This window comes from Actinoplanes sp. L3-i22, from assembly GCF_019704555.1.
Lineage (GTDB): Bacteria > Actinomycetota > Actinomycetes > Mycobacteriales > Micromonosporaceae > Actinoplanes.
Map to the genome: position 1 here is coordinate 3,740,842 of NZ_AP024745.1, position 23,649 is coordinate 3,764,490.

15 protein-coding genes are annotated in these 23,649 nt (G+C 72.6%); 9 read left to right on the top strand and 6 right to left on the bottom strand.

Annotated features, from left to right (window positions below):
* Window positions 1-2: 2 nt before the first annotated feature.
* Window positions 3-3,539 (bottom strand): family 78 glycoside hydrolase catalytic domain, encoded by a 3,537-nt coding sequence (locus L3i22_RS16585; protein ID WP_255658295.1) that lies wholly within the window; start codon window positions 3,537-3,539, stop codon window positions 3-5.
* 208 nt (window positions 3,540-3,747) lie between these two features.
* Here L3i22_RS16585 and L3i22_RS16590 point away from each other — a divergent pair, with 208 nt between their 5' ends.
* From L3i22_RS16590 to L3i22_RS16610, 5 genes are all read left to right on the top strand, one after another.
* Window positions 3,748-6,396 carry an amino acid permease gene (locus L3i22_RS16590; RefSeq protein ID WP_221327864.1) on the top strand — a complete coding sequence of 883 codons (2,649 nt, stop codon included), beginning with the start codon at window positions 3,748-3,750 and terminating at the stop codon, window positions 6,394-6,396.
* Window positions 6,393-8,567: a bifunctional diguanylate cyclase/phosphodiesterase gene (locus L3i22_RS16595; protein ID WP_221327865.1), complete on the top strand. Its 2,175-nt coding sequence runs from the start codon at window positions 6,393-6,395 to the stop codon at window positions 8,565-8,567. Before L3i22_RS16590 ends, L3i22_RS16595 begins: the two co-directional genes overlap by 4 nt.
* A gap of 74 nt (window positions 8,568-8,641) precedes the next feature.
* A complete protein-coding gene (locus L3i22_RS16600) occupies window positions 8,642-10,135 on the top strand; it encodes a GGDEF domain-containing protein (RefSeq protein ID WP_221327866.1) in 1,494 nt (497 codons plus the stop codon).
* A 120-nt stretch (window positions 10,136-10,255) separates the two neighbouring features.
* Window positions 10,256-11,458: an epoxide hydrolase family protein gene (locus tag L3i22_RS16605; RefSeq protein WP_221327867.1), complete on the top strand. Its 1,203-nt coding sequence runs from the start codon at window positions 10,256-10,258 to the stop codon at window positions 11,456-11,458.
* Between the two features lie 49 nt (window positions 11,459-11,507).
* A complete protein-coding gene (locus L3i22_RS16610) occupies window positions 11,508-12,908 on the top strand; it encodes an amidohydrolase family protein (RefSeq protein WP_221327868.1) in 1,401 nt (466 codons plus the stop codon).
* Window positions 12,909-12,918: 10 nt separating this feature from the next.
* On the opposite strand, the gene L3i22_RS16615 is transcribed toward L3i22_RS16610, so the two are convergent.
* Both L3i22_RS16615 and L3i22_RS16620 read right to left on the bottom strand, forming a co-directional pair.
* Entirely contained in the window at window positions 12,919-14,310 is a 1,392-nt protein-coding gene (locus L3i22_RS16615; RefSeq protein ID WP_221327869.1) for a hypothetical protein, read from the bottom strand.
* On the bottom strand, window positions 14,310-15,353 hold the full coding sequence (locus L3i22_RS16620; RefSeq protein WP_221327870.1) for a DUF3500 domain-containing protein: 1,044 nt from the start codon (window positions 15,351-15,353) through the stop codon (window positions 14,310-14,312). Before L3i22_RS16620 ends, L3i22_RS16615 begins: the two co-directional genes overlap by 1 nt.
* Before the next feature lie 392 nt (window positions 15,354-15,745).
* On the opposite strand from L3i22_RS16620, the gene L3i22_RS16625 reads away from it, so the two are divergent.
* Complete coding sequence (locus L3i22_RS16625; protein WP_255658299.1) at window positions 15,746-15,997, top strand: hypothetical protein; 252 nt, start codon at window positions 15,746-15,748, stop codon at window positions 15,995-15,997.
* 112 nt (window positions 15,998-16,109) lie between these two features.
* Here L3i22_RS16625 and L3i22_RS16630 read toward each other — a convergent pair whose 3' ends face one another.
* Window positions 16,110-18,734 (bottom strand): LuxR C-terminal-related transcriptional regulator, encoded by a 2,625-nt coding sequence (locus tag L3i22_RS16630; RefSeq protein WP_221327871.1) that lies wholly within the window; start codon window positions 18,732-18,734, stop codon window positions 16,110-16,112.
* Window positions 18,735-18,822: 88 nt separating this feature from the next.
* Here L3i22_RS16630 and L3i22_RS16635 point away from each other — a divergent pair, with 88 nt between their 5' ends.
* Complete coding sequence (locus tag L3i22_RS16635; protein ID WP_370644471.1) at window positions 18,823-19,827, top strand: permease; 1,005 nt, start codon at window positions 18,823-18,825, stop codon at window positions 19,825-19,827.
* A gap of 43 nt (window positions 19,828-19,870) precedes the next feature.
* The gene (locus tag L3i22_RS16640; protein ID WP_221327872.1) at window positions 19,871-20,599 is read left to right on the top strand and encodes a TIGR03943 family protein; all 729 of its coding nucleotides are present in this window, start codon (window positions 19,871-19,873) and stop codon (window positions 20,597-20,599) included.
* Between the two features lie 9 nt (window positions 20,600-20,608).
* On the opposite strand, the gene L3i22_RS16645 is transcribed toward L3i22_RS16640, so the two are convergent.
* Window positions 20,609-21,682 carry a hypothetical protein gene (locus tag L3i22_RS16645; RefSeq protein WP_221327873.1) on the bottom strand — a complete coding sequence of 358 codons (1,074 nt, stop codon included), beginning with the start codon at window positions 21,680-21,682 and terminating at the stop codon, window positions 20,609-20,611.
* A 319-nt stretch (window positions 21,683-22,001) separates the two neighbouring features.
* On the bottom strand, window positions 22,002-22,433 hold the full coding sequence (locus L3i22_RS16650) for a MarR family winged helix-turn-helix transcriptional regulator (RefSeq protein ID WP_221327874.1): 432 nt from the start codon (window positions 22,431-22,433) through the stop codon (window positions 22,002-22,004).
* Window positions 22,434-22,548: 115 nt separating this feature from the next.
* Here L3i22_RS16650 and L3i22_RS16655 point away from each other — a divergent pair, with 115 nt between their 5' ends.
* Entirely contained in the window at window positions 22,549-23,619 is a 1,071-nt protein-coding gene (locus L3i22_RS16655) for an alkene reductase (protein ID WP_221327875.1), read from the top strand.
* Window positions 23,620-23,649 lie beyond the last annotated feature (30 nt).

Here is a 23,649-nt window from a genome sequence, read left to right on the forward strand (position 1 = left end):
GGTCAGACGGTCGAGGTGAACGTGTAGGTCCCGGCGCCGACCACGTAGGACGTGCCGCCGACCGGCACCGCCTCGGCCGGCGCGGAGGTCACCGTGGCGCCCGGAACCCGTACCGTCGCCGAGGTGTTCGGAGCGACGACGACCTGCAGCGTGATCGTGGACCCGGACCGGCTCCACGCGCTGCGGACCCGGCCGAAGGCCGTGGTCAGCTCGGACGACGCCGAGGTCAGCGTCCCGCCCGGCTTCGGCGCGAGCAGCACCTGGGCATACCCGGGCGCGGCCGGCGCGACCCCGCCGACCTGGCGGTAGAGCCAGTCGCCGACCGAGCCGAGCCCGTAGTGGTTGAACGAGTTCATGCCCGGGTCCTGCAGGCTGCCGTCCGGGCGGATGCCGTCCCAGCGCTCCCAGATCGTGGTCGCGCCCTTCGCGATCATGTAGCCCCAGCCGGGGTAGTCCGGCTGCTGCAGGATCTGGTACGCGACGTCCACATGCCCGTGGTCGGCGAGCACCGGCAGCAGGTTCTCCACCCCCATGAAGCCGACCGACAGGTGACCGCCGCGGGCCGCCACCTTCGCGGCCAGCTTGTCCGCGGCCGCCTGCACCCGGTTCGCCGGGACCAGGCCGAACGCGAGGGCCAGCACGTACCCGGTCTGGCTGTTGTTCCCGATCGTGCCGTCGGCCGCGACGAACCGGCCGGCGAACGCGGCCGCGACCTGGTCGGCCAGCGCGCCGTAGGACGCGGCCTGCGCGGTGCGGCCGGTGGCCGCCGCCATCCGCGACACCAGCCGCGCCGACCAGCCGAAGTACGCCGTGCTGGTCAGGTCGTTCGCGGTGCCGTCGTCGACGTTGAGCCAGTCGCCGTAGGTGTCCTGGTTGCGGATCAGGTCGGTGCCGGACGTGCCGCGCAGGTAGTCGACCCAGCGGGCCATCGCGTCGAACGTGCGGTCGGCCGGTCCGAGGTCGCCGTAGCGCTGCCAGATCGTGTACGGCACGATCACGCCCGCGTCGCCCCAGCCGGCCTTGCCCGCGCCGCCGAGCACGTCCGGCGCCACGTCGGTGAACGCCCCGTCCGCGTGCTGCGCGTCGACCAGGTCGGTGGCGAACTTGTTGAGCAGCCCGTACGTGTCGAAGTTGAACGTCGACGTCGCCCCGAACGCGGCGATGTCCCCGGTCCAGCCGAGCCGCTCGTCGCGCTGCGGGCAGTCGGTCGGGATGGAGAGCAGGTTCGACCGGGCGCCCCAGAGGATCGCCTGCTGGACCTTGTTGAGGGTGGCGTCCGAGCTGGTGAACGTGCCGGTGGCGGCGCCGTCGGTCCAGGCCGCGAGCCCGGTCAGGCTGTCCGCGGTCGGGGTGCCGGGGAAGCCGGTGAGCTCGACGTACCGGTAGCCGTGCACGGTGAACCGCGGTTCGAACGTTTCAGTGCCGCCGGTGCCGGCCAGGGTGAACCGGTCGGTGGCCTGCGCGGCCCGCAGGTTCGTGGTGTAGAGCGTGCCGTCGGCGTTGAGGATCTCGCCGTGCCGCAGGGTGACCGTGGTGCCGGCCGGGCCGGTCACCCGCAGCCGGTCCCAGCCGGTGAAGTTCTGCCCGAGGTCGGCGATGAACACGCCGGGCTTGGGCTGGGTGATCGCGACCGGGCGCAGCTCCTGGTGGACGGCCACCCCCGGGTCGACCTGCGGGACCAGGGTGGGCCGGGTGCCGGTCCTGACGGTCACCGCGGTCCAGCCGCTGTCGTTGAAGCCCGGGGCGGTCCAGCCGGCGATCGCCTGGCGGGCGTCCTGGGTCTCACCGGCGTACAGGTCGTCGGCGCGGACGTTGCCCGGCGCGGTCCGCCAGCTGCCGTCGGTCTGCACGGTGGTCGAGGTGCCGTCGGTGAACTCGACCACCAGCTGGGCGGCGTACCAGGGCTGGGTGCCGTACCGCTGGCTGCCGGCGAAGCCGATGTTCCCCGAGTACCAGCCGCGGCCGAGCTGCGCCGCGAGCGCGTTGTCCCCCTGCCGGATCGACGAGGTGACGTCGAAACCCCGGTACTGCAGCCGCTTGGTGTAGTCGGTCCAGCCCGGCGCGAGCCGCTCGGCGCCGACCCGCGTGCCGTTCAGATAGGTGTCGTGCAGACCCAGCGCGGTGGTGAACAGCCGCGCCCGGGCCACCGGCTTCGCGATCGGAAAACCCTTGCGGAGGTACGGCGCCGGGCCCGGCACCAGCACCTGGCTGCCCCACTGGCCGCCGCCGTAGCCGGCCAGCACCTGTGCCGACGCCCATCCGGAGTCGTCGAACCCGGGCTGCTGCCAGCCGCTGGGCGCGGTGGTGAACGCCTTCCACGACCCGTCGGTGACCGTCGAGCCGAGCTTGGCGATCACCCCGGCCGGGCCGGCCGCGGTGTTCGTGGCGGCGATCGCGATCGTGCTGGTCCCGGCCGGGATGGTCACCGCGGCCGCGGTCTTCCACGAGTCGGTCACCCGGGGGCTGGCCGAGACCTGCGTCCCGTTGACCCACACGTCCGCGGTGTCGTCACCGGTCACCACCATCGTGGTGCTCGCGGCCAGGCTGACTGTCCTGCGGAAGTACCGGGTGGCGGCGGGAGCGCTGTTCGCCGGGTCGCCCTCCGGGTACCAGATCCAGTTCGCGCCGCTCAGGTCGCCGGCCGGGGGTGCGCCGACGAACGGCGCGGTCAGGGTGATGCCGGTGTCGAAGTGGGCACTCGGGCTCCACCCGCTCGGCCGGCCCTGCGCGTCCCAGACCCGGACCCGCCAGTGGTAGGTCTTGTTGGGGGCGAGCGCGGTTCCGCCGTACCCTAAGTCGGTTGATTGTGATGTTGCGACCGTGCCGCTGTCCCAGACGTCGGCGGCGCCCGGCGTGCTGCCCACGGTGATCTGGTAACGGCCCTGCATCTGCCCGCCGGTGCCGGACGCGAGCCGCCAGCCGAACCGCGGACTGTCCACGCCGACCGGGTTGACCTGCCGATTCACCGTCAGGTCGGTGACGCTCACCGGCGAGGCCGCGGCCGGGTCGGGCAACGCGACACCATTGCCCCACGGCCCGGCGCCAAGATCTTTCGCGGTGGTCCAGGAGGCGTCGGAAAAGGCCGGGTCAGACCAATTTTCCGGTACGGCGGTAGCCACCCGCCACGAGGTGTCGGTGACCAGGTCCACCGACCCGGCGTGCAGATGCCCCAGGACGCCGGCCGGTCCGCCGGTGTTGCGGGCCGCGATCGCGACCGTGTTCGACCCGGCGTGCAGCGCGCCGGCCAGGTCGACGTAGATCGCCTTCTGCCAGGAGTCGGCCACCCGCGGCGAGCCGGCCAGCCGGGTGCCGTTGACCCAGACGTCGACGGTGTCGTCGCCGGTCACGACGAACTGGGCAGTCGCGATGTCGGCGGCGGTGACGGTGAACGTGCGGCGCAGGTAGCGGGTGGCGGCCGGAGCGCTGTTCGCCGGATCGCCCTCCGGATACCAGATCCAGTGCGCCCCGGTCAGGCTCACCGGCGGATCCGCCGCCACGGCCTGAATCGATATCGGTGCCAGCAGGAGCGCGGCTGTCATGGCCGCGATTGAACCGTTCATTCGGACCTCCTGAGCGCGTGAAACGTTTCATAACGACGCTCATCGATCCTATGGTTGTTAACGCGCACGAAACAAGAACCTTGTCTATTTCCGCAACTCGAACTCGGCCCCGATCGGCTCAGCGGCTCAGCCGATCGCTCGTCGCGCCGATAGGGCGGACGAGCGGGAGGAGTCGTGGGTGCGGGTCATGACGGCTGCGGCCGGGGCCGGGAGCGATGACCGGTCCCTGCGCGAGCACCCCCGGACGATCGGCTGGTTCGGCACCACGGCGCTGGCCATGGGCGGGTCGAACCAGAGCCTGTTCCTGATCCCCGCGCTGGTCGTCTCGCAGGGCAGCGCGGCCGTGCCGCTGCTCGTGGTCGGGCTGCTGCTGTCCTGGGCGGCCGCGCCGGGCTGGCTGGAACTGGTCCTGATGTGGCCGAACCGGGTCGGCGGGATCGCCGCGACCTGCGCCGAGGCGTTCCGGCCGTACAGCGCGGTGCTGGCCAACCTGACCGGCGTCTGTTACTGGTGGGGCTGGGTCCCGACCTGCGGTCTCACCGCGATCCTGTCCGGTTCCGCGATCCACCAGTGGGTGCTGCCGCAGGTGCCGGTGACGGTGCTGGCGGTGACGATCGTGGTGCTGTTCACCGCGGTCAACCTGGCCGGCGTCCGCTGGGTGACCCGGCTGGCCAGCCCGATCGCGATCGGCTCGGCGCTGCTGGCCTTCCTCTCGGTGATCGGGCCGGTGGTCACCGGCCGGACGGACTGGCACCAGGCGGCCTCGTTCCACCTGGTCTCGCCGTTCGCCGGGGTCTTCGGCGAGATCACCAGCGCGATGGCCGGGCTCTACCTGATCGGCTTCGCCGCGCCGGCCTTCGAGGCGGCCACCTGCCACGTCGGCGAGACCAAGGATCCGGTCCGCAACGTCAAGCGCGCGATGATCGCCAGCGGCGGGATGGCCGGGGTCTACTTCCTGCTGGTCCCGGTCGTCTGGCTCGGGGTGATCGGCACCGACGGGCTCAGCGGCGAACTGGCGGTCAGCCTCGGCCCGGTGTACGGCACGGTGCTCGGCGCGGCGGCCAAGTCGGCCGCGATCATGTTCATGATCTTCAACATGTTCCACGGGACGCTGCAGCCGCTGGCCGGCGCCGCCCGGACGCTGTCGCAGCTGTCCGAGGACGGGCTGCTGCCCCGGGTGCTGTCCGCGCGCTCGCGCACCGACACCCCGTGGGTGGCCACCACCCTGACCGCGGTGCTGGCGATCGCGTTCCTGCTGGCCGGCGACCCGGTCTGGATGATCGCCGCGGCGAACTTCACCTACCTGATCGGGATCGGCCTGCCGAGCGTCGCGGTCTGGCTGCTGCGCCGGCAGGCCCCGGACCAGCACCGGCCGTGGCGCGCGCCGCGGGGCACGGTGATGCTGGGCGTGTGCGCGGCCGCCGTCTGGGGATTGTCGACGGTGCTCGGCTTCGAGCAGTACGGCCTGCCCACCGTGCTGTTCGGCCTGGCGCTGGCCTACTCCGGCGCGGTGTTCTACACCTGGCGGGTGGTGCGCGACCGCCGCGCGGCCGGCCTGCCGGTCTACTTCCGCTCGATGCACATGAAGCTGACCGGCGCGATGCTCGCGGTGATGGTGCTCGACGGCGCCGGCTACCTGCTCGCCGTGCAGACCGTGGACCGCGGCCAGCTGATGCTGACCACGGTGCTGCAGGACATCTTCGTCGCGGTCGCGATCCTGACCGTCACCGTCGGGCTGGTGCTGCCCGGCACCATCGCGCAGGCCGCCGGGCAGCTCGCGGCCAGCGCCGACCGGCTGGCCCAGGGCACCCTCGCCGACCTGACCAAGGCGATGGAGGCGCTGGCCGGCGGCCGGTTGGAGGACGCGCACGCCCAGGTCGACGAGACCCCGGTGGCGGTGCACACCCGCGACGAGATCGGCACCATGGCCGAGAGCTTCAACGTCATGCAGCGCCAGATCGCCAAGGCCGCGATTGCGCTCGACGTGGCCCGCGAGGAGCTGCGCGACCACCGCGACCACCTGGAGGACCTGGTCGCCCGGCGCACCGTGGCGCTGGAGGCGGCCAACCGGGAGATCGAGCAGCGCGCGGCCGAGCTGGCCGAGCAGGGCCAGCAGCTCGAACGGACCCTGCACGACCTGGAGAGCGTGGAACGGGAGCGCCGGCAGCTGCTGGCCCAGACCATCCGCGGCCGGGAGGACGAGCGCACCTGGCTGGCCGCGGAGCTGCACGACGGCCCGATCCAGCGGCTCACCGCGGTGCGCTACGGCTTCGAGGAGGCCTCGCTCGCGCTGGAGTACGACGACGTCGCGGACAGCAAGGCGCTGCTGCTGGAGTCGCAGCAGCGGCTCGAACAGGAGATCCGGGACCTGCGGAGCCTGATGACCGAGCTGCGCCCGCCGGCCCTCAACGAGCAGGGGCTCGAACCGGCCCTGCGGGACCTGGCCTCCTCGTTCACCCGGCGCACCGGCCTGGAGTGCCCGGTGTCGGTGGCCACCACGCGGCGGATGACGCCGGAGGCCGAGACGGTGCTCTACCGCGTGGTGCAGGAGGCGCTGACCAATGTGGCCAACCACGCGCACGCCGGTCGTGCTCGTGTGGAGCTGGTCGACGCGTACGGCGGCGAAGGGGTTGATCTGACCATCGACGACGACGGGGTCGGTTTCGCGCTGGAGGACATGCCGTCGTTCGTCGCCGGCGGGCACTTCGGGCTGGCCGGGATGCGGGAGCGGGCCGAGTTGACCGCCGGGCGGTACACGATCACGTCGACGCCCGGGCACGGCACCCGGGTGCAGATCTGGATGCCGGCGTCCGAACGTGAGGTGGCGGCGTCATGATCGACCGGCAGCGGCCGGACCGCGGCTCCGGCGAGGCGGGCGCGTCCACCATCCCGATCGTCCGGACCCTGGTCGTCGACGACGTGGACGAGGTGCGCGACGGGCTGATCCGGCTGATGGCCCGGGTGCCGGGCATCGAGGTGGTCGGCGCGGCCCGGGACGGCGCCGAGGCGGTGGCGCTGGCGACCGAGCTGCGGCCGGCCGTGGTCCTGATGGACATGCGGATGCCCGGGATGGACGGGCTGACCGCGACCAAGAAGATCACCGCGCTGCCGGACGCGCCCGCGGTCATCGTGCTCTCCGCCTACGGCGACGAGTCGCTGGTGATCGAGGCGCTGCTCTCCGGGGCGTGCGGTTACCTGGTCAAGGGCACCAGCGGGGTGGCCCTGGCCGAGGCGGTGCAGGCGGCCGCGCGCGGCGAGGCCCGGCTGGCCGGTTCGGTGACCCGGCCGCTGGTCCAGCGGCTGGTGGAGTCGCTGACCGCCGAGCGCGGCCTGCGGACCGCGGCGGAGCAGGCCCAGCGCAGCGCCACCGAACGGGAGTCGGAGAACCGGGCGATGGCCACCCGGCTGGCCGGGCTCCTCGACTCCGCGCCGGTCGGCATCATCGAGACCGACCCGACCGGCCGGGTGCTGCGGTGGAACCGGGCCGCCGAGGGCATCTACGGCTGGACCGAGGCCGAGGTGCTGGGCCGGGTGGACCCCAGTCTCACCGACCCGGGCAGTTCCTCCGCCCAGCACCTGCGCAGCGACGGCTCGATCGTCGAGGTGGAGGTCGCGCAGGCGCCGCTGGTCGACGAGGACGAGCGGCTCACCGGCGGGATCCGGATCGTCACCGACGTGACCGAGCGCCGGCTGCTCGAGGACCGGCTGCACCACCAGGCCTTCCACGACCTGCTGACCGGCCTGCCGAACCGGGCGCTGTTCCTGGACCGGGCCGAGACCGCGCTGGCCCGGGCCCGCGTCAGCGGGCAGCCGGTGCTGGTCTTCCTGCTGGACCTGGACGGGTTCAAGACCGTCAACGACAGCCTGGGCCACCTGGCCGGCGACGAGCTGCTGACCATCGCCGCGTCCCGGCTCGCCCAGTGCATCGGGGCCGACGACACCGTGGCCCGGCTGGGCGGCGACGAGTTCGCCGTGCTGGTCGAGCGGTTCGACGATCCGGGCGTCGCCGAGGCGCTGGCCGAGCGGATGCTGGCCGCCCTGCTGGAGCCGACCTGGCTCGAGGGCCGCCCGCTGACCGTCGACACCAGCATCGGCGTGGTCGAGTCGTCCGGCGCCGAGGACGAGAACGCGCTGAGCCTGCTGCGCGACGCCGACCTGGCGATGTACGCGGCCAAGACCGGCGGCAAGGCGCGCTTCGCGCGGTTCGAGCCGCAGATGCGCATCGCCGTCATGGAGCGCGCGATCGTCGAGTCGGATCTGCGGGCCGCGCTCAAGCTCGACCAGCTGCGGCTGGTCTACCAGCCGATCGTGGACATCCGGACCCGCCGGATGCAGGGCGCGGAGGCGCTGCTGCGCTGGTACCACCCGGAACGCGGGGTGATCCCGCCGGTCAGCTTCATCCCGCTCGCCGAGGACCTCGGGCTGATGACCGAGCTCGGCGCGTGGGTCATGCGCAGCGCCTGCCGGCAGCTCGGGGCCTGGCGCCGGCAGCTGCCGGACGGCCGCAACCTGTACGTGAGCGTCAACCTGTCGCCGACCCAGTTCGCCGACCCCGGCCTGCTCGACCACGTCCAGGACTGCCTGCGGGAGTCCGACCTGGCGCCGGAGAACCTGGTCCTGGAGATCACCGAGCAGGTGCTGGTCGACCAGTACGGGCGGGCCCGCGCGGTGCTCGCCGAGCTGAACCGGCTCGGCGTCCGGGTCGCGATCGACGACTTCGGCAGCGGCTACAGCTCGCTGGCCTACCTGCTGGAGCTCGACGTCGACATCCTCAAGATCGACAAGTCGTTCATCGACGCGCTGGCGCTGCGCCCGAAGGCCGCGGTCCTGGTCGGCAGCATCCTGCACATGGCGTCCGCGCTCGGACTCCGGCCGATCGCCGAGGGGATCGAGGACGAGGAGCAGCTGGCCTACCTGCTCGCCGCGAACTGCCCGTCCGGCCAGGGCTACCTGTTCTCCACCCCGGTCGACCCGGACCAGATCGCCGCGATCGCCATCGCCCCCTGATCCGGGCCGGTCGCACCCGACCGGCACCCGTTCCGGTACCGGGCCGGCGGCCGGCATCGGATTCCCTTGTGCCCGTGACAGACGCCCCGCGGAACGACCCGCCGACTCGGCAGCCCGCCAAGCACGCGTGGTGGCTGTACCTGACCGCATTCGTTCTCGGGCTGATCCCGTACGTCTTCCTGCCGCCCGGTCCGCTCTTCGGCGTCTGGTTCGAGGTGTTCGCCTGGTCCGGGGTGGCCGCGATGGCCTACCGCCTGCTGCGTTACCGGCGCGCCGGAACGGGCCCGCTCTGGCTGATCACGTTCTGGGCCGCCTGCGGGGCCGCCGGCGTGCTCGTCCTCTCGATGCTGGAGCGGCCGCCGTCACCGGGCCCGCAGGACGCGGTCTTCCTGCTGGGCAGCACCGCGCAGATCGTCGGCATGATCTGGCTGGTCCGCCGCCGGGTGCCGGCCCGCAACCGGGAGCGGCTGCTCGACTCGGCCGTGATCAGCTGCGGGTACGCCCTGGTGGTGGCGATCTTCCTGATCAAGCCGGCGGTCGTGCAGGCCGGCTCGGTGCCCGCCGCGATCACCCTGGCCGCCTACCCGATGGCCGACCTGTTCATCTTCGCCCTGCTGGTCAGCCTGCTGCTCAGCGGCGGCCTCGGCGGCCGGGCGATGCGGCTGCTCGTGCTCGCCCAGCTGGCCCTGCTGGTCTACGACCTGGCCTACGCGTTCGTCCCGGAGCTGCTGTTCCAGAGCTCGCTGTTCGCCGGCGTGGCCAACGCGGTCTCGCTGCTCGTCTACGGGCTGCTCGGCGCCGCCGCGCTGCACCCGGGCTTCGTCGAGCTGACCACCGCCTCGACCCGCAGCCGCCCGGACCTGCCCTGGCTGCGCACCCCGCTGCTGTGGACCGCCACGATGGCCGGGCCGGTGCTGCTGGCCTGGGAGGCGTGGCGCTACGACTCGCGGGTGCCGGACGCCGTCGTGATCGCGGTCGGCTGCACCCTGATCTTCGGCCTGGTCGTGGGCCGGCTGCAGATCCTCGTCGCCCGGGTCAACTCGCAGACCGCGGAGCTGGCCGAGCAGGCCCGGACCCTGGAGGTGCTGGCGTCCTCGGACGGGCTCACCGGTCTGGCCAACCGCCGCACCTGGGACGACCTGCTGGCCGCCGGGCTCGACCAGGCCGGCCGGCGGCACCTCACCACGACCGTGGCGATCCTCGACATCGACCACTTCAAGCAGTTCAACGACGTGCACGGCCACCAGGCCGGGGATCGCCTGCTCAAGACCGCGGCCGCGAACTGGACCGCGCAGATCCGCAATCAAGACCTTCTTGCCCGGTACGGCGGTGAGGAGTTCATCCTCCTGCTGCCGGACTGCGACGCGGCCACCGCGACCGAGATCCTGCACCGGCTGCGCGCCGTCACCCCGGACGCCCAGACGTTCTCCGCCGGCGTCGCCACCTGGGACCACCACGAGTCCGCCGACGACCTGGTCGCCCGGGCCGACGCCGCCCTCTACGCGGCCAAACACGCCGGGCGGGACCGCTCGGTCGTCGCCGAGCCCGGCCACGCCGTACCGGTCTGAGCGTCGCGGCGTCTTCACATGCCGCGACGAGCGGCCATGGAGTCGATCGGCCCGGAGTGGAAGCATCCGAATCGAAAGAGTCGAATGCGATGGCGCCCGGATCGAGAGGACAACAGCGACATGACCACGATCGAGCAGCACGCCGGTGACTCCGCCTGGCCGTTCACGGTGCAGATCCCCAAGGACGCGCTCGACGATCTGGGCCGCCGCCTGGCGGGCACGCGCTGGCCGGGCAAGGAGGTCGTCGGGGACCGGACGCAGGGCGTGCAACTGGCCACCATGCGGGCGCTGCACCAGTACTGGACGACCGAGTACGACGGCCGCCGGATCGAGACCCGGCTGAACGCGTTGCCGCAGTTCACCATGGCGATCGACGGCGTCGACATCCACTTCGTGCACGTCCGGTCGCGGCATCCGGAGGCGCTGCCGCTGATCATGACGCACGGCTGGCCGGGCTCGGTGATCGAGCTGCTCGACGCGGTCGGCCCGCTCACCGACCCGACCGCCCACGGTGGCGGCGCCGCGGACGCCTTCCACCTGGTGCTGCCGTCCCTGCCCGGGTACGGCTTCTCCGGTGAGCCGGCCGAGACCGGATGGGATCTCGCCCGCACCGCGCGCGCCTGGGCCGAGCTCATGCGCCGGCTCGGCTACCAGCACTACGTGGCCCAGGGCGGGGACGTCGGCGCCGGCGTGACCGACACGATGGGCCGGCTGGGCCCGGACGGGCTGGCCGGCATCCACACCAACCTGCTCGTGCCGGCGCTCAACGACCCGGCGTCGCTGCCCAGCGGCACGGACGCCGAGCGGGCCGCGCTGGCCGCCATCAAGACGTTCCAGAGCAGCGGGAACGGGTACTTCGTGGAGATGGCGACCCGGCCGCAGACGATCGGGTACGCCCTGCTGGACTCGCCGGCCGCGCTCGCCGCCTGGATGATCGACCACGACACCGACGCCTACTACAAGATCGCCCGCGCGTTCGTCGACGGGCAGCCGTCCGGCAACCTCACCCGGGACCACATCCTCGACAACATCACCGCCTACTGGCTGACCGGCACCGGCGCCTCGGCGGCGAGGTCCTACTGGGAGGCGTACGGGCCGGACGCGCCCGCCGCCGGTGGCCGGCCGCTCCCGCCGCCGCGGATCCCGGTCGGTTTCAGCGCGTTCCCCGGCGAGATCTGGCGGACGCCGCGCAGCTGGGCCGAGCAGTCCTACCCGACGCTCACCTACTTCGGTGAGGCCGAGCGCGGTGGCCACTTCGCCGCCTGGGAGGAGCCGGAGCTGTTCGCGGCCGAGCTACGGGCCGCGTTCCGCTCGTTGCGCTGACCGGTGACCCGGCCCTGACCAGCGGGAACGCCGGTAGGCTGGGCAACCGATGAGTACTCTGCTGCTGCGCGACGCCACCGTCGTCGACACCCGGGCCGGCGGTCTGCGGCCGGGCACCGACGTCCTGATCGAAAACGGCCGGATCGCCGCGGTCGGTCCCGGTCTGCCGGCGCCGCCCGGCGCCGAGGTGGTCCAGGCCTCCGCACGGTACGTCGTGCCCGGCTACAACGACATGCACGCGCACCCGCTCGGCCAGCGGGCCGGCGTCGACGCCACGCTGGAGCTGATGCTCGCGCACGGCATCACCGGCTTCCGCCAGATGCACGGCGACCTCGGCCTGCTCCGGGCCCGCGCGGCCGGGACGCTGCGTCTCCCGGCCGCGTCCCCGGCCCTGCTGGCGCTGCCCGGACCGCTGCTGACCATGCTGAACACCGCGACTCCGGAGGCCGCCGCGACGGCGGTCCGCGAGCAGGTCACGGCCGGCGCCGACTTCGTGAAGTCGGCGGCGATGACCCCGGACGGGTTCTTCGACGCGCAGGCCGAGGCGCTGCGGCTGGGCGTGCCGATCGTCGGTCACCTGCCGGCCGGCCTCGACGTGGTGCGCGCCTCGAAGCTCGGCGTCCGGTCGGTCGAGCACTTCGGGGCGGGCCTGGGCGTGCTCGGCTGCTGCTCGGGCCACGACGAGATCCCGGCGACCGGCGAGCAGCGGCTCCGGCTGCCGTCGGTCCGGCTGCCGTTCATGGACCGGATCCTGGCGGCGGTGCTGCGCCGGATCGTGCTCAACCCGGTCCAGCTGAACAAGCCGGCCGATCTCGCGCTGCTCGACGAGGCGATCCACGAGTACGACGAAGGCCACGCGCACCGGCTGGGCGAGCGGTTCGCCGCGGACGGCACCTGGCACGTGCCGACGCTGATCCGGCAGAAGACCAGCAAACTCTGCGACGACCCGGGTTTCCCGGCCGATCCGGACCTGCGCTACATGACCCCGGCGACCCGCCGGACGTGGGACGGCGCGGTCAAGCGGTTCGCCCGGTTCACGCCGGCCCAGCGGGCGACCCTGGCCGCCTCGCACCGGCTCGAGTATCACCTGGCCAGGACATTCGACCAGGCCGGCGTACGGATGCTGGCCGGCACCGACTCGTCCGGCGCGGTCTGGATCGTCCCCGGCGCCGGCCTGCACGACGAGATCGACCTGCTCGCCGAGGCCGGCATCGCCCCGCTGCGCCTGCTGCAGATGCTCACCCTGAACGCCGCCGAGTTCCTGGACGCCACCGCGACGATGGGCACCGTCGAGCCGGGCCGCGACGCCGACCTGGTGCTGCTCGGCGCGAACCCGCTCGACGACACCGCCAACCTGCACCGGGTGACCGGGGTGATCCGCTCCGGGACGCTCTACCCGGAGCAGCGGCTGACCGCGATGAAGGACCGGCTCGTCCGTACCGTCGGCTGATTTTGATCTTCTAGGCACCGGCCAGCGTCCGGGTGATCAGGCCGGCCCCGAGCACGACCACCACCGCGGCGCTGACCAGCGGGAGCAGGCGGGCCCACCGGGCCGGCGCGCCGCCGGAGAACCGGCCGGTGAGCGCGGCGAACCGGCGGGCCCGGACGAGCAGGACCCCGATGCCGATCAGGACCGCGGCCAGGCCGGCGCTGAACGACACGATCAGCAGCAGGCCGACGGCGATGTGGCCCAGGCCGATCGCCAGGATCATCACGCCGAGCGCCTCGGGACACGGCACCAGGCCGCCGGAGATCCCGAGCGCCACCACCGACGCCAGTCCCACCCGCCCGGCCGGCGGATGGTCATGGTGATGGTCGGGCCCGTGGTCGTGGTCGTGCCCATGGGCGTGCGCGTGGGCGTGGACCCGGGCGAGCACCGTGCGGCGCTGCCAGAGCAACCGCAGGCCCAGACCCAGCACGAGGACGCCGGAGATCAGCTCCAGCGCCGGGACCAGGACGTCCGGCATCGCGAACCGGGTGGTCAGCAACGCGGTCAGGCCGATCACGAAGACCGACGACGTGTGCGTGACGGTGACCGACGCGCCCAGCGCCAGCGCGTCGCGGACCCGGGCGCCGCCGCCGACCAGGTAGGCGGCCATCATCGTCTTGCCGTGCCCCGGGCTGAGCGCGTGGAACGCGCCGAGCAGCATGGCCAGTGCGACGGCGGCGAGCGTGACCCCGGCCGAGCGGGCCGGATCCTGGGTCATCGACAGCAGGCGCTCGACGCCCCAGCCGGTGCCCCCGGTGTCCGGCGCGGCCGCCGGGGCGGTGTCGCCGAGCACCGTGAACGTCGTGCTGACCTGCCGCTGGGCCTCGTCGTGCCGCTGTTCGCCGACCCGGATCGGCGCCTTCTTCGGGGTCAGGACGGCGACCTGGTACTGCGGCTTGGCCGGGGCGAAGTCGTTGCGGAAGAACAGCGCGTGGTCGCCGGCCGCCGGGGTGAGCGGGGCCGTGGCGGTGACGTGCAGAACGCCGTACCCGGCCTGGGCCTGGAGGTAGGTCGGCAGCTCCACGCCGGTCAGCCGGAGCGGCACCGGGACGTCGTCCACCCGCAGGGCGACGCCGGCGAGCAGGCGCCGGGCGTAGGCGTCGCCCTCGGCCGGGCTGAACGCCCGGTCGTGATCGGTGTCCAGGTCGGCGAGGAAGGCCGGGGCGACCAGGACGCCGGCCGCCAGCTCGACCTCGACGGTCACCGTGTCGGTGCCGACGGTGACGTACGAGGTCTGCCGGGAGACGTCCAGCGGATGGGCCGAGGCGGCGCCCGCCGGGAGCAGGATGAGGGCCGTCGCCACGAGGGGCGCCAGCAGCCGGGCCGGCGCCCTCCGTGCACGGCCCGGGGCCGTGGTCGTCATCAGGAGATCGCTGCCCCGTAGTCGTTCTCCGGATCGCGGTAGATGCCGTGGATGTGGTTCGCGGCGGTCCCGCCCATGGCCTGCGGCGAGTACTCGATGATCACCCGCGGGCCGGTCACCCGGAAGTACGCGGCGCCGGTGCTGGTGGTCGGCCCGTACCAGGCGAAATAGGTCTGATCCAGGGTGGCCTGGACCTCCGCCAGCCGGCTCGCCGCGTCCTCGGCGTTGACCAGGTTGCCGTACTTGCCGATCAGGGTCAGCAGCGTGGCCTTCTGCGCGGCGGTCAGCGACGAGCCGGGGACGCCCTCGTAGATCGGCGCGCGGGCGTCCTGGCCGGGGCCGTACAGCAGGTCGATGTACGTGCTGCCGCGCACCGCCTGCGCCTTCTGCGCCGTGGTCAGCGAGCTGACCAGCGTGTACGCCGAGGTCCAGATGTCCCCGAGCGGCTTGACCGCGACGCCGGCGTCGGTGTAGCTGCCCGGCTGCGCCCCGATGAAGCTCGGGTAGAGGGCGACCTCGGTGCCGGACACCGTGGCGTTGACGGTCACGTGGTGCCCGCCCCACTGCCACTGCCACGGGGTGGTCGCCGACGGGCTGCCGATCAGCGCGATCCAGTAGTACTTCTGGCCGTACAGCAGGCCGCCGCCGCTGGTCAGGAAGTCGTCGGCGCGCCACTCCTGGCGGACCCGCTGGTAGCCCTCCGGGCTCAGGGTCGCCTGCATCACCGCCAGCCAGGCGTTCTGCTGGGGGGTGGTCAGGTTGCCCCACATCAGGCCGCTGCGGGTGTAGAGGCCCTGGGGCAGGTTGGACCACTTCTGCTTCTGGGCGGTGTTGGTCCAGGCGTACTGCACCGCGGTCTTCTGCGCGGCGGTCAGGGTGGCGAGGAACGCGTTCGCCGCGCTGACGATGGCCGGGGTGGTGTCGGCCACGGCGACGGCCGGTGGTGGCACGGGCGCCGGGCCGGCGGCGGACGCGTCGACCGCGCCGCCGGTGACCAGCGCGAGGGTCACGCCGGTGGCGAGGAGAGCGGATCTCGTTCTCAAGGAGGCTGCCTTTCCTGGGTGCGGGTGGCTGCACGTTCAGCTCGTCGATCGATCGAGGTGAATGAGAGTAGAGCACATTCCCGCACCGGGTGATACATCACGCCGACTACATACCATCGGGGTGTCTGTGCAGCTCAGGGCGTTGCAGAATGGTATTCCGTGCCGCTTTTCGATCGTATTTGACAATGGCTCGCCATGGCATTCCGTGCAATTCTTCGCGACCGGCTCGCGGGGCCTCCGGCCTGCGGGTTCACGGGGTCGGGCGCGGCTGGGGGATCGTCACCAGCATTGTCGACAAAATGGCGCGCAATATGGTCGACGGGCGGCCTGTGCGGAAGGACACGGCGGCCCGGGACGAGGCGCCGGGCCGGGTGGTTCCTAGGATGGTCGCCATGAGTGACGAAACGACGCCCGAGCAGCTGCGCCAGCACATCAAGGACCTGGACGCCGAGATCGCCGAGCTCCGCCGGCTGGACGGCGACGCCCAGGCCCGCCGCGGTGAGGACGGCGGCGAGTCCGAGGGCAACGTCGAGAACGAGGAGCTCGCCACCGAGCTGACCGGGATCGCCGAGAACGAGGCCGTCATCGACGTCCTGGTCCAGCGCCGGGAGAGCCTCGAAACCCGGCTGCGCGCCGCGGAGTAGGTGCTACGCCGCCCCGGTGGAAGCGGTGTAGGAGCAGCCGGGGATATCCATCTTCATCATGGAAAAAGCCTACGAAGGCGACCGGGGGAGCGGTATACGTCGGGTGACGTAACTAGCCGCGATCCCCGGGTACCAGGTCGCGGAGCTGGGCGCGGGATGTCACGCCCAGCTTCGGGAACGCCTTGTAGAGGTGGGTGGAGACGGTCCGGGCGGACAGGAACAGCGATGCGCCGATCTCGCGGTTGGTCAGGCCGGCCGCGGCCAGGCGGACCACTTCGCGTTCCTGACCGGTCAGGGTGGTCCAGGCCGAGGTGGCCGGTTCGAAGGCGGTGACTCCGGCGGCGCGCAGTTCGGCGGCGGCCAGGTCGGCCCAGGGGCGGGCGTCCATCCGTACGAAAGCGATCGAGGCCGCGTGCAGCTCAGCGCGAGCGTCCCGGGATCGTTGGCGCCGGCGGAGCCAGGCGCCGTATTCCAGGCGGGCGCAGGCGAGTTCGAAGGGCCATTGCGCCGCGGCCGGATCGGCGGTCGCCGCCAGGTGGAACGGCTCGGCGCCGTCCCCGGCCAGCTGCGCCCGCGCCCGGGCCAGCTGGAACCGCAGTCGTGGCGCCGCCCCGGCCAGGCGCTTGCCGGCCCGGTCGACCACCGGCCGGAGCTCGTCGAGAAGGCCGGCCCGGACCCCGGTGACAACATAAAGAGCGATTTCCCGGTACGACATGTGCGGGTGCAGTGGCTCCCCGGAAGCGTCGAAGAGCGGTTGCAACGCACTCCAGGCCCCGTCCGCGTCCCGCTCGGCGACCGCGATGTACGCCCGGGTGACATGGCTGGTCACCTCGAGGACCCGGTACTCACCGGGAGTGAGGGTCCGCAGCCCGGTGCCGCACATCTCCCGGGCCAGCTCGACCTGACCGCGCACGGCCGCCGCCCGCGCGCCCAGCTCGAAGCCGTGCTCGCCGGCGAACGCGTGCCCGATCGTCGCGGCCAGGTCGACCAGCAGCCGGCTGGACTGCTCCGCCGCGTCGAAGTCCCCGAGGTCCAGCTGCACCTGGGCCAGCGTCATCAGGGTGTTCGTCATGTTGGCCGGGCCGCCCTTACGGAACAGCTCGACGGCCCGCCCGAGCCGGATCAGCGCGGTGCGCGAGTCGTCCAGGACCCAGGCCGCGGCGCCCAGCATCATCTCGTGGTTGGCCATCTCGGTCGGCGGACCGTCCGGGACCGGGTCGTCGTGGATCAGGTCCAGGATGTCGGGCGGCCGGTCGAACGGGTCGATCTCGGCCCGGATCCAGGCCCGGCAGGCGACGATCGGGGCCGGCAGCGGGCCGCGCCGGGCGGAGATCCGGTCGTAGCGGTCCAGCCAGCGCTCTACCAGGGGCCCGTCGGAACCGCGGCGGTAGGCCAGCACCGCGAGCGTGGTCAACGACGACCAGCCCCAGTGCGGCTCCTCGTCCTGGACCAGCTCCAGGGCCGCCAGGACGGCGCCCCAGGCGTCGCGCTGGCGGCTGGTCTGGGAGATCGCGTAGGCCAGCATGTGGCTGGCGATCGCGCGGGTGGACCGGTCGGTGGACCGGTCGTGCAGCGGGCCGGCCAGCTGGATGATCCACTCGAAGAAGCCGCCGCCGGAGGCGGTCCAGGCGGCGTTCAGGGTGCGGCGCTCGCGGTCGGCGGGGGCCGGGCTCAGCTCGGCCGCCCGGATCAGCGAGCGGGTGGCCTCGGCGTAGGCGCCCCGGCGCTGGGCGCGTTCGGCGGTCTGTTCCAGGGCGGCGGCGACCGATTCGTCGGTGACGATGGTGGCCTCGGCCAGGTGCCAGACCCGGCGGTCCGGGTCGTCGTGGTGCGCGTCGGCGAGGCGGCGGTGCGCCCGGACCCGGTCCTCGGTGGTGCCCAGTTGGTAGGCGGCCGAGCGGGCCAGCGGATGCTGGAAGCGGACCGTGTGCCCGGCGACGGTGACCAGGCCGGCCGCCTCGGCCGGCCCCAGCCGGCGTAGCAGCGCCGCCGGGTCCTCGGCCCGGCCGACCGTGCGCAGGTCGCCGTCGCCGGCCGCGACCAGCAGCAGGGTTGCCCGGGTGGCGGCCGGTAGCGCGCGGAAGCGGGCGGCGAAGGCCAGCTCCACGGTGGTCGGCTCGCTGTCCGCGGTGGCCGCCCGGCCCAGCTCCAGCAGGGCCAGGGGGTTGCCGGCGGCCCGGTCCAGGATCCGCGGCAGGGTGGCCCCGGCCAGGTCCACCCCGGCCTGTTTGAGCAGCCGGATCGCGTCGTGCTCGCCCAGCGGTGGCAGGGCGACCGCGGGCAGGCCGGCCAGCGCGGCCGGGATCTCGTTGTCGCGGCAGGCGGCCAGGAACGCGACGTTCGTGCCGCGCAGCCGGCGGGCGATGAAGCCCAGCACGGACAGGGACGTCTCGTCGCACCACTGGGCGTCGTCGAGGGTGATCAGAAGCGGACCGGACTCGGCCTCGGACTCCAGCCAGGCCAGCACGTCCAGCCGTAGCCGCAGCGGGTGCGGCGACTCACCGGCCACCGCCGCCAGCAGCTGGTCGTCGGTGATCAGGTCGGCCAGGGCGGTGTAGGGCAGATGCCGGTCACTCAGCGCGCCGGTGGCGGCCAGCGTCCGGCCGCCGGCCGCCCGGACCGCGTCCAGCACGGCGGTCTTGCCGGCACCGGGGATACCGGTCAGCAGGGCGACGGCGCCGGGAGCGGCGAGCAGGTCCGACACCTGACGCAGCGTGTCCGCACGGCCGATCAACATCCGGCCATCCTAGGGACGCGGTCGGGCTTTGCCGGTGGGAGCGGGTAGGTTCGGTCCCGGCCGCACGACTGACGACAGGGGGCTGCCGGTGAGCGCACCGACGACCACGAGCACGAAGAAGAGCGCGCCGAGCCCGGAGAAGGGTGCCACGATCGGCTCGCTCGAGGTGCTCGCCGTGCTGCTCGTGCTGCTGGTGCTCGCCCGCGGCAGCATCGCCGGGATGATCTCCGGGGCGGCCCTGCAGACCTGGTCGACCGTGTTCGTGTCGGTGCTGGTGCAGGCGGTGCCGTTCCTGGTCTTCGGGGTGGTGCTCTCGGCGGTCATCGCGGTCTTCGTGCCGCGCAGCTTCTGGGCGCGGGCGCTGCCCAGCCATCCCGCGCTCGCCGTGCCCGCCGCCGGGATCGCCGGCGTCATCCTGCCCGGCTGCGAGTGCGGCAGCGTGCCGATCGCCGGCTCGCTGATCCGGCGCGGTGTCACCCCGGCGGCCGCGCTCGCGTTCCTGCTGGCCGCGCCCGCGATCAACCCGATCGTGCTGACCGCCACGGTGATCGCGTTCCCCGGCGAGCCGATGATGGCCGTCGCCCGCGGCGTGGCCAGCCTGGTCGTCGCGGTCACCATGGGCTGGCTCTGGCTCCGGATCGGCAAACCGGAGTGGATCAAGCTGCCGCACCGGCCCGACCTGGACGACGAGTCGCGCTGGCGGGCGTTCTGGGCGGCGTGCCGGCACGACATCATGCACGCCGGCGGCTTCCTGGTGCTGGGCGCGGCCGCCGCGGCGACGATCAACGTGGTGATCCCGGCGTCCTGGCTGCAGAGCCTCGCGGCGTACCCGGTGGTCTCGGTGATCGCGCTGGCCACCCTCGCCGTCCTGCTCAGCATCTGCAGCGAGGCGGACGCGTTCGTCGCCGCGTCGCTGTCCCAGTTCTCGCTGACCTCGCGCCTGGTCTTCCTGGTCGTCGGCCCGATGGTGGACCTCAAACTGATCTCCATGCAGACCGGGGTGTTCGGCCGCCGCTTCGCGATGCGGTTCGCGCCCGCGACGTTCGTGGCCGCGATCCTGGTCGGGTCCGCGTTCGGGGTGGTGCTGCTGTGAGCGCATTCGTTTCCGCGGTCCGGGCCGGCCGGGCGGTGCCGCGATGAGCCGGATGGCACAGGCGGTGATCATGCTGCTGTTCGGTGGCGCGATCATCAAGGCGACGGTCACCGATGTGTTCCTGCGCTATGTCAAGGAGGGCCTTCGGCCCTTCCTGCTGGTCGCGGGAATCCTGCTGGTCGCGGCGGCGATCATGACGATTTGGTACGACCTTCGCGCGTCCCGTCACGGCGCGGAGGAGCACCCCGAGGAGCATGACGACGGGCACGGTCACGGCCACCACGAGCCGCGCGTCGGCTGGCTGCTGCTCCTGCCGGTGCTCGGCCTGCTGCTGATCTCGCCGCCGGCGCTGGGCTCGTTCGCGGCCGGGCAGGCCGGCAGCGTCGGGCTCTCCGCCGCCTCGGACTATCCGCCGCTGCCGGCCGGCGATCCGATCGAGCTGAGCCTGCTCGACTACGCGTCCCGGGCGGTCTTCGACAGCGGCCGCAGCCTGGCCGGGCGCAACGTGAAGATGACCGGCTTCATCACGCCCGGGCCGGACGGCAAGCCGATGCTCGCCCGGATCGTGCTGACCTGCTGCGCGGCCGACGGCCGGCCGATCAAAGTCGGTCTGACCGGTGTCCCGCTGGACGCGCCGCCGGACGCCTGGATCCAGGTGGTCGGCGTCTACAGCACCGAGGTGGGCACCGACCCGGTGAACCAGGCGCAGGTCGCCTACCTCGAGGTCAAGTCCTGGCAGGAGATCGACCAGCCCAAACAGCCCTACGCCTGATCGGCCGGGTCAGATGGTGCGCAGGTCCAGGCTGTTCCGGACGAACGAGGACTGGTCGCCGGTCGACCACCACAGCACCCCGGCGCGGTAGGCGATGTTCCCCGCGTCCGGGCTGATCAGCACCAGGTGCCGGTTCGTCAGGTCGTAGATCAGCAGCTGCTGGTTGCCGGTCAGCTCGGACTGGGTGGTGATCTTCGCCAGCACCTCGAACCGGTCCAGCACCGCCACGTCGGTGATCGCCGTGGCGACGTTGCCCTCCAGCACCTTGCGGCGGGCCGAGCCGTCCGGGTGCGACAGATCGATCCGCGAATACCCATCCTCGTTGATCGACACGACCTGGCACCAGGCGGTGCTGCACGCCGTCACGGTCCGGTCCGCCGACGGCACCGCGACACTCGCGCCGGTCGTCAGGTTGCGCAGCGCGGTCGCCCCGCGCGCCGAGGTCTGCCCGTCGACCGCCCACGGCCACCCGGACAGCCCCCAGGTGCCCTTCTCCCGGGTGACGGCGACCGGCCCGCCGGTGAGCGCCACCGACCGGAACTCGGTCTGATCCCCGGCCCCGCTCGCCACCCAGTGCACCGTGCCGTCCGCGACGATCAGGTCGTGCTCGGAGTCGTAGAACCGCATCGCCCCGACATCGGCGGTCAGCATCCGCGCCGACTTCGGCGCCCGCCGGTCGGCGGACCACAACTGCTGCTTGCCCTGGACGCTCTCCACCCAGATCAGGGTGTCCCCGCTGCTGGTCACGGCGGCGAACGGGGCCCGGTGCTCGGCCGGCACCCGGCGCAGCTCGGTCACCTTGCCGTCACCGTCGCGGACGATCAGGCGCAGGGTCTTGGCGTCGGCGCTCTGCGTGGTGCCGATCGCGGTGCGGGCGTCCAGGAACAGCGCGGGGGAGAACTCGCTGCCGTCCGGAAGCTTGGACGGGGCGCTGCCGCGTGCCGCGTTCGGCCAGGCGGTGGCGAGCGGGATCGGCTGCGGCTCACCGGACTGCGCGGGCGAGCCGAACAGCAGCGCCGCGCCTGCGGCGAGCGCCACACCGAGGCCGATCACCGTACGCGCGTTGCGCCCCCGCCGTGACATCACGCGATGTTAGCTCGGGTCGCTGCGCGGGCCGGATCGCGCGTAGCAGATTCCGGCCGTCAGGTGGCGTTTTCCACAGCAACGGTCCGTCCACAGCCCGCCGACATGATCTTGCTCGTTCCTGCCAAACTTCTCGGTGTGGAGGTGGCCCCCCTTTGGGAGGGTGGGTTTTTTTTTTTTTTACGTAGGCCGCTCCCGGTGCAGGCCGCCGGCAGGGCTCCACCGAGCCTGCCGTGGGCGTCGGCCGCGTCGATGGCATCCGCCGGGACCACGGTTGCCGCGCCGACATCCCGGCCACTCCCGTCCCGCCGCCGGCGGCTCAGGTCGTCCGGTGCGGGCATCGCCCCACGTGGACCTTGGCGAGCAGGCCGGCGAACTGCTCCTGGTCGTCCGGGGTGAGCGCGCCGAGCAGGTCGGGCAGGCGGGCGTCGACGTCCTCGTACAGCGCACGCCCGATTTTTTGTCCCTCGGGGGTGGCGTGCAGCATGACCACGCGCCGATCCTGCTCGGACGTCGTGCGGCGGACCAGCCCGCGGGCCTCGATGCGGTCGATGAGCTGGCTGAGCGCGGGCTTGGCCATGCCGAGCTGGGCGGCGAGGTCGACCATCCGCCGGGGCTGGTCCTTGATCGTGCACAGCAGCTGGGACTGCGCGGGGGTGAGGTCGTGCTCGGCGCAGATCTGCGCGTGGCGGCGCTGGATCGTGGCGGAGAGCCCCAGCAGCATGTCGCCGAGTCCGGGGTGTGGTTTCACCTGCCCATTCTCCTTCATCGAGGTGCGGTGAGCGCCATCGTACTTGCGGACGTTCACGTGATGAACTAACTTCGTTCACGGCGTGAACCGTTTATCGGATGAAGGATTCAGAATCATGGCAACCGCATTTGACGCGTACGACCTCGGTGGCACCAAGCTCAGCAACCGCATCGCGATGTCCCCGATGACCCGTAACCGCGCGTTCGGTCCGGGCCTGAGCCCGACCGAGCTGAACGCGGAGTACTACGCGCAACGGGCCGGCGCCGGCCTGATCATCACCGAGGGCACCCAGCCGGCGGAGGGTGGCCAGGGCTACCTGAACACGCCGGGCCTGCACTCCGACGAGCAGATCGCCGGCTGGCGCACGGTCACCGACGCGGTGCACGCGAACGGCGGCGTGATCTTCGCGCAGCTGATGCACACCGGCCGGATCGGGCACCCGAGCATGCTCCCGGGCGAGCTCGGCCCGGTCGCGCCGTCCGCGGTGCCGGCCGCCGGCCAGGTCTTCACCCACGACGGGCTGCAGGACCTGGTCACCCCGAAGGAGCTGACCGAGGCGGAGATCGCCGAGGTGATCGCCGGGTTCGCCGCGGCGGCCCGCAACGCGATCGCGGCCGGGTTCGACGGCGTCGAGATCCACGGGGCGAACGGCTACCTGGTGCACCAGTTCCTGTCGACGAACGCGAACCGGCGCACCGACGGCTGGGGCGGCGACATCGAGGGCCGGACCCGGTTCGCCACCGAGGTGGCCACGGCGGTGGCCGAGGCCGTCGGCGCCAACCGGGTCGGCATCCGGCTCTCGCCCGGGAACACGTACAACGACATCGCCGAGGAGTCCGTCGAGGAGCTCTACACGGCGCTGCTCGCCCGGCTCGCCCCGCTGAACCTCGCCTACCTGCACATCGCCGAGAGCGCCGGCCGGGAGCTGACCACCAAGCTGCGCGCCCAGTGGCCGGGCACGTTCGTGCTGAACCCGGGCACCTACCCGAACCCGACCGGCCCGGACGCGCTCGCGCTGATCGAGGACGGGACCGCGGACCTGGTCTCGTACGGCGTCCTGTTCCTGGCCAACCCGGACCTGCCGGCCCGGCTGCGGGCCGGCGGCCCGTTCAACACCCCGGACATGGCCAAGGCCTACGGCGGCGACCACACCGGCTACATCGACTACCCGCCGCTCGGCGCCTGACCGACCCCGGCGGGGCGGGACTCGCTGTCC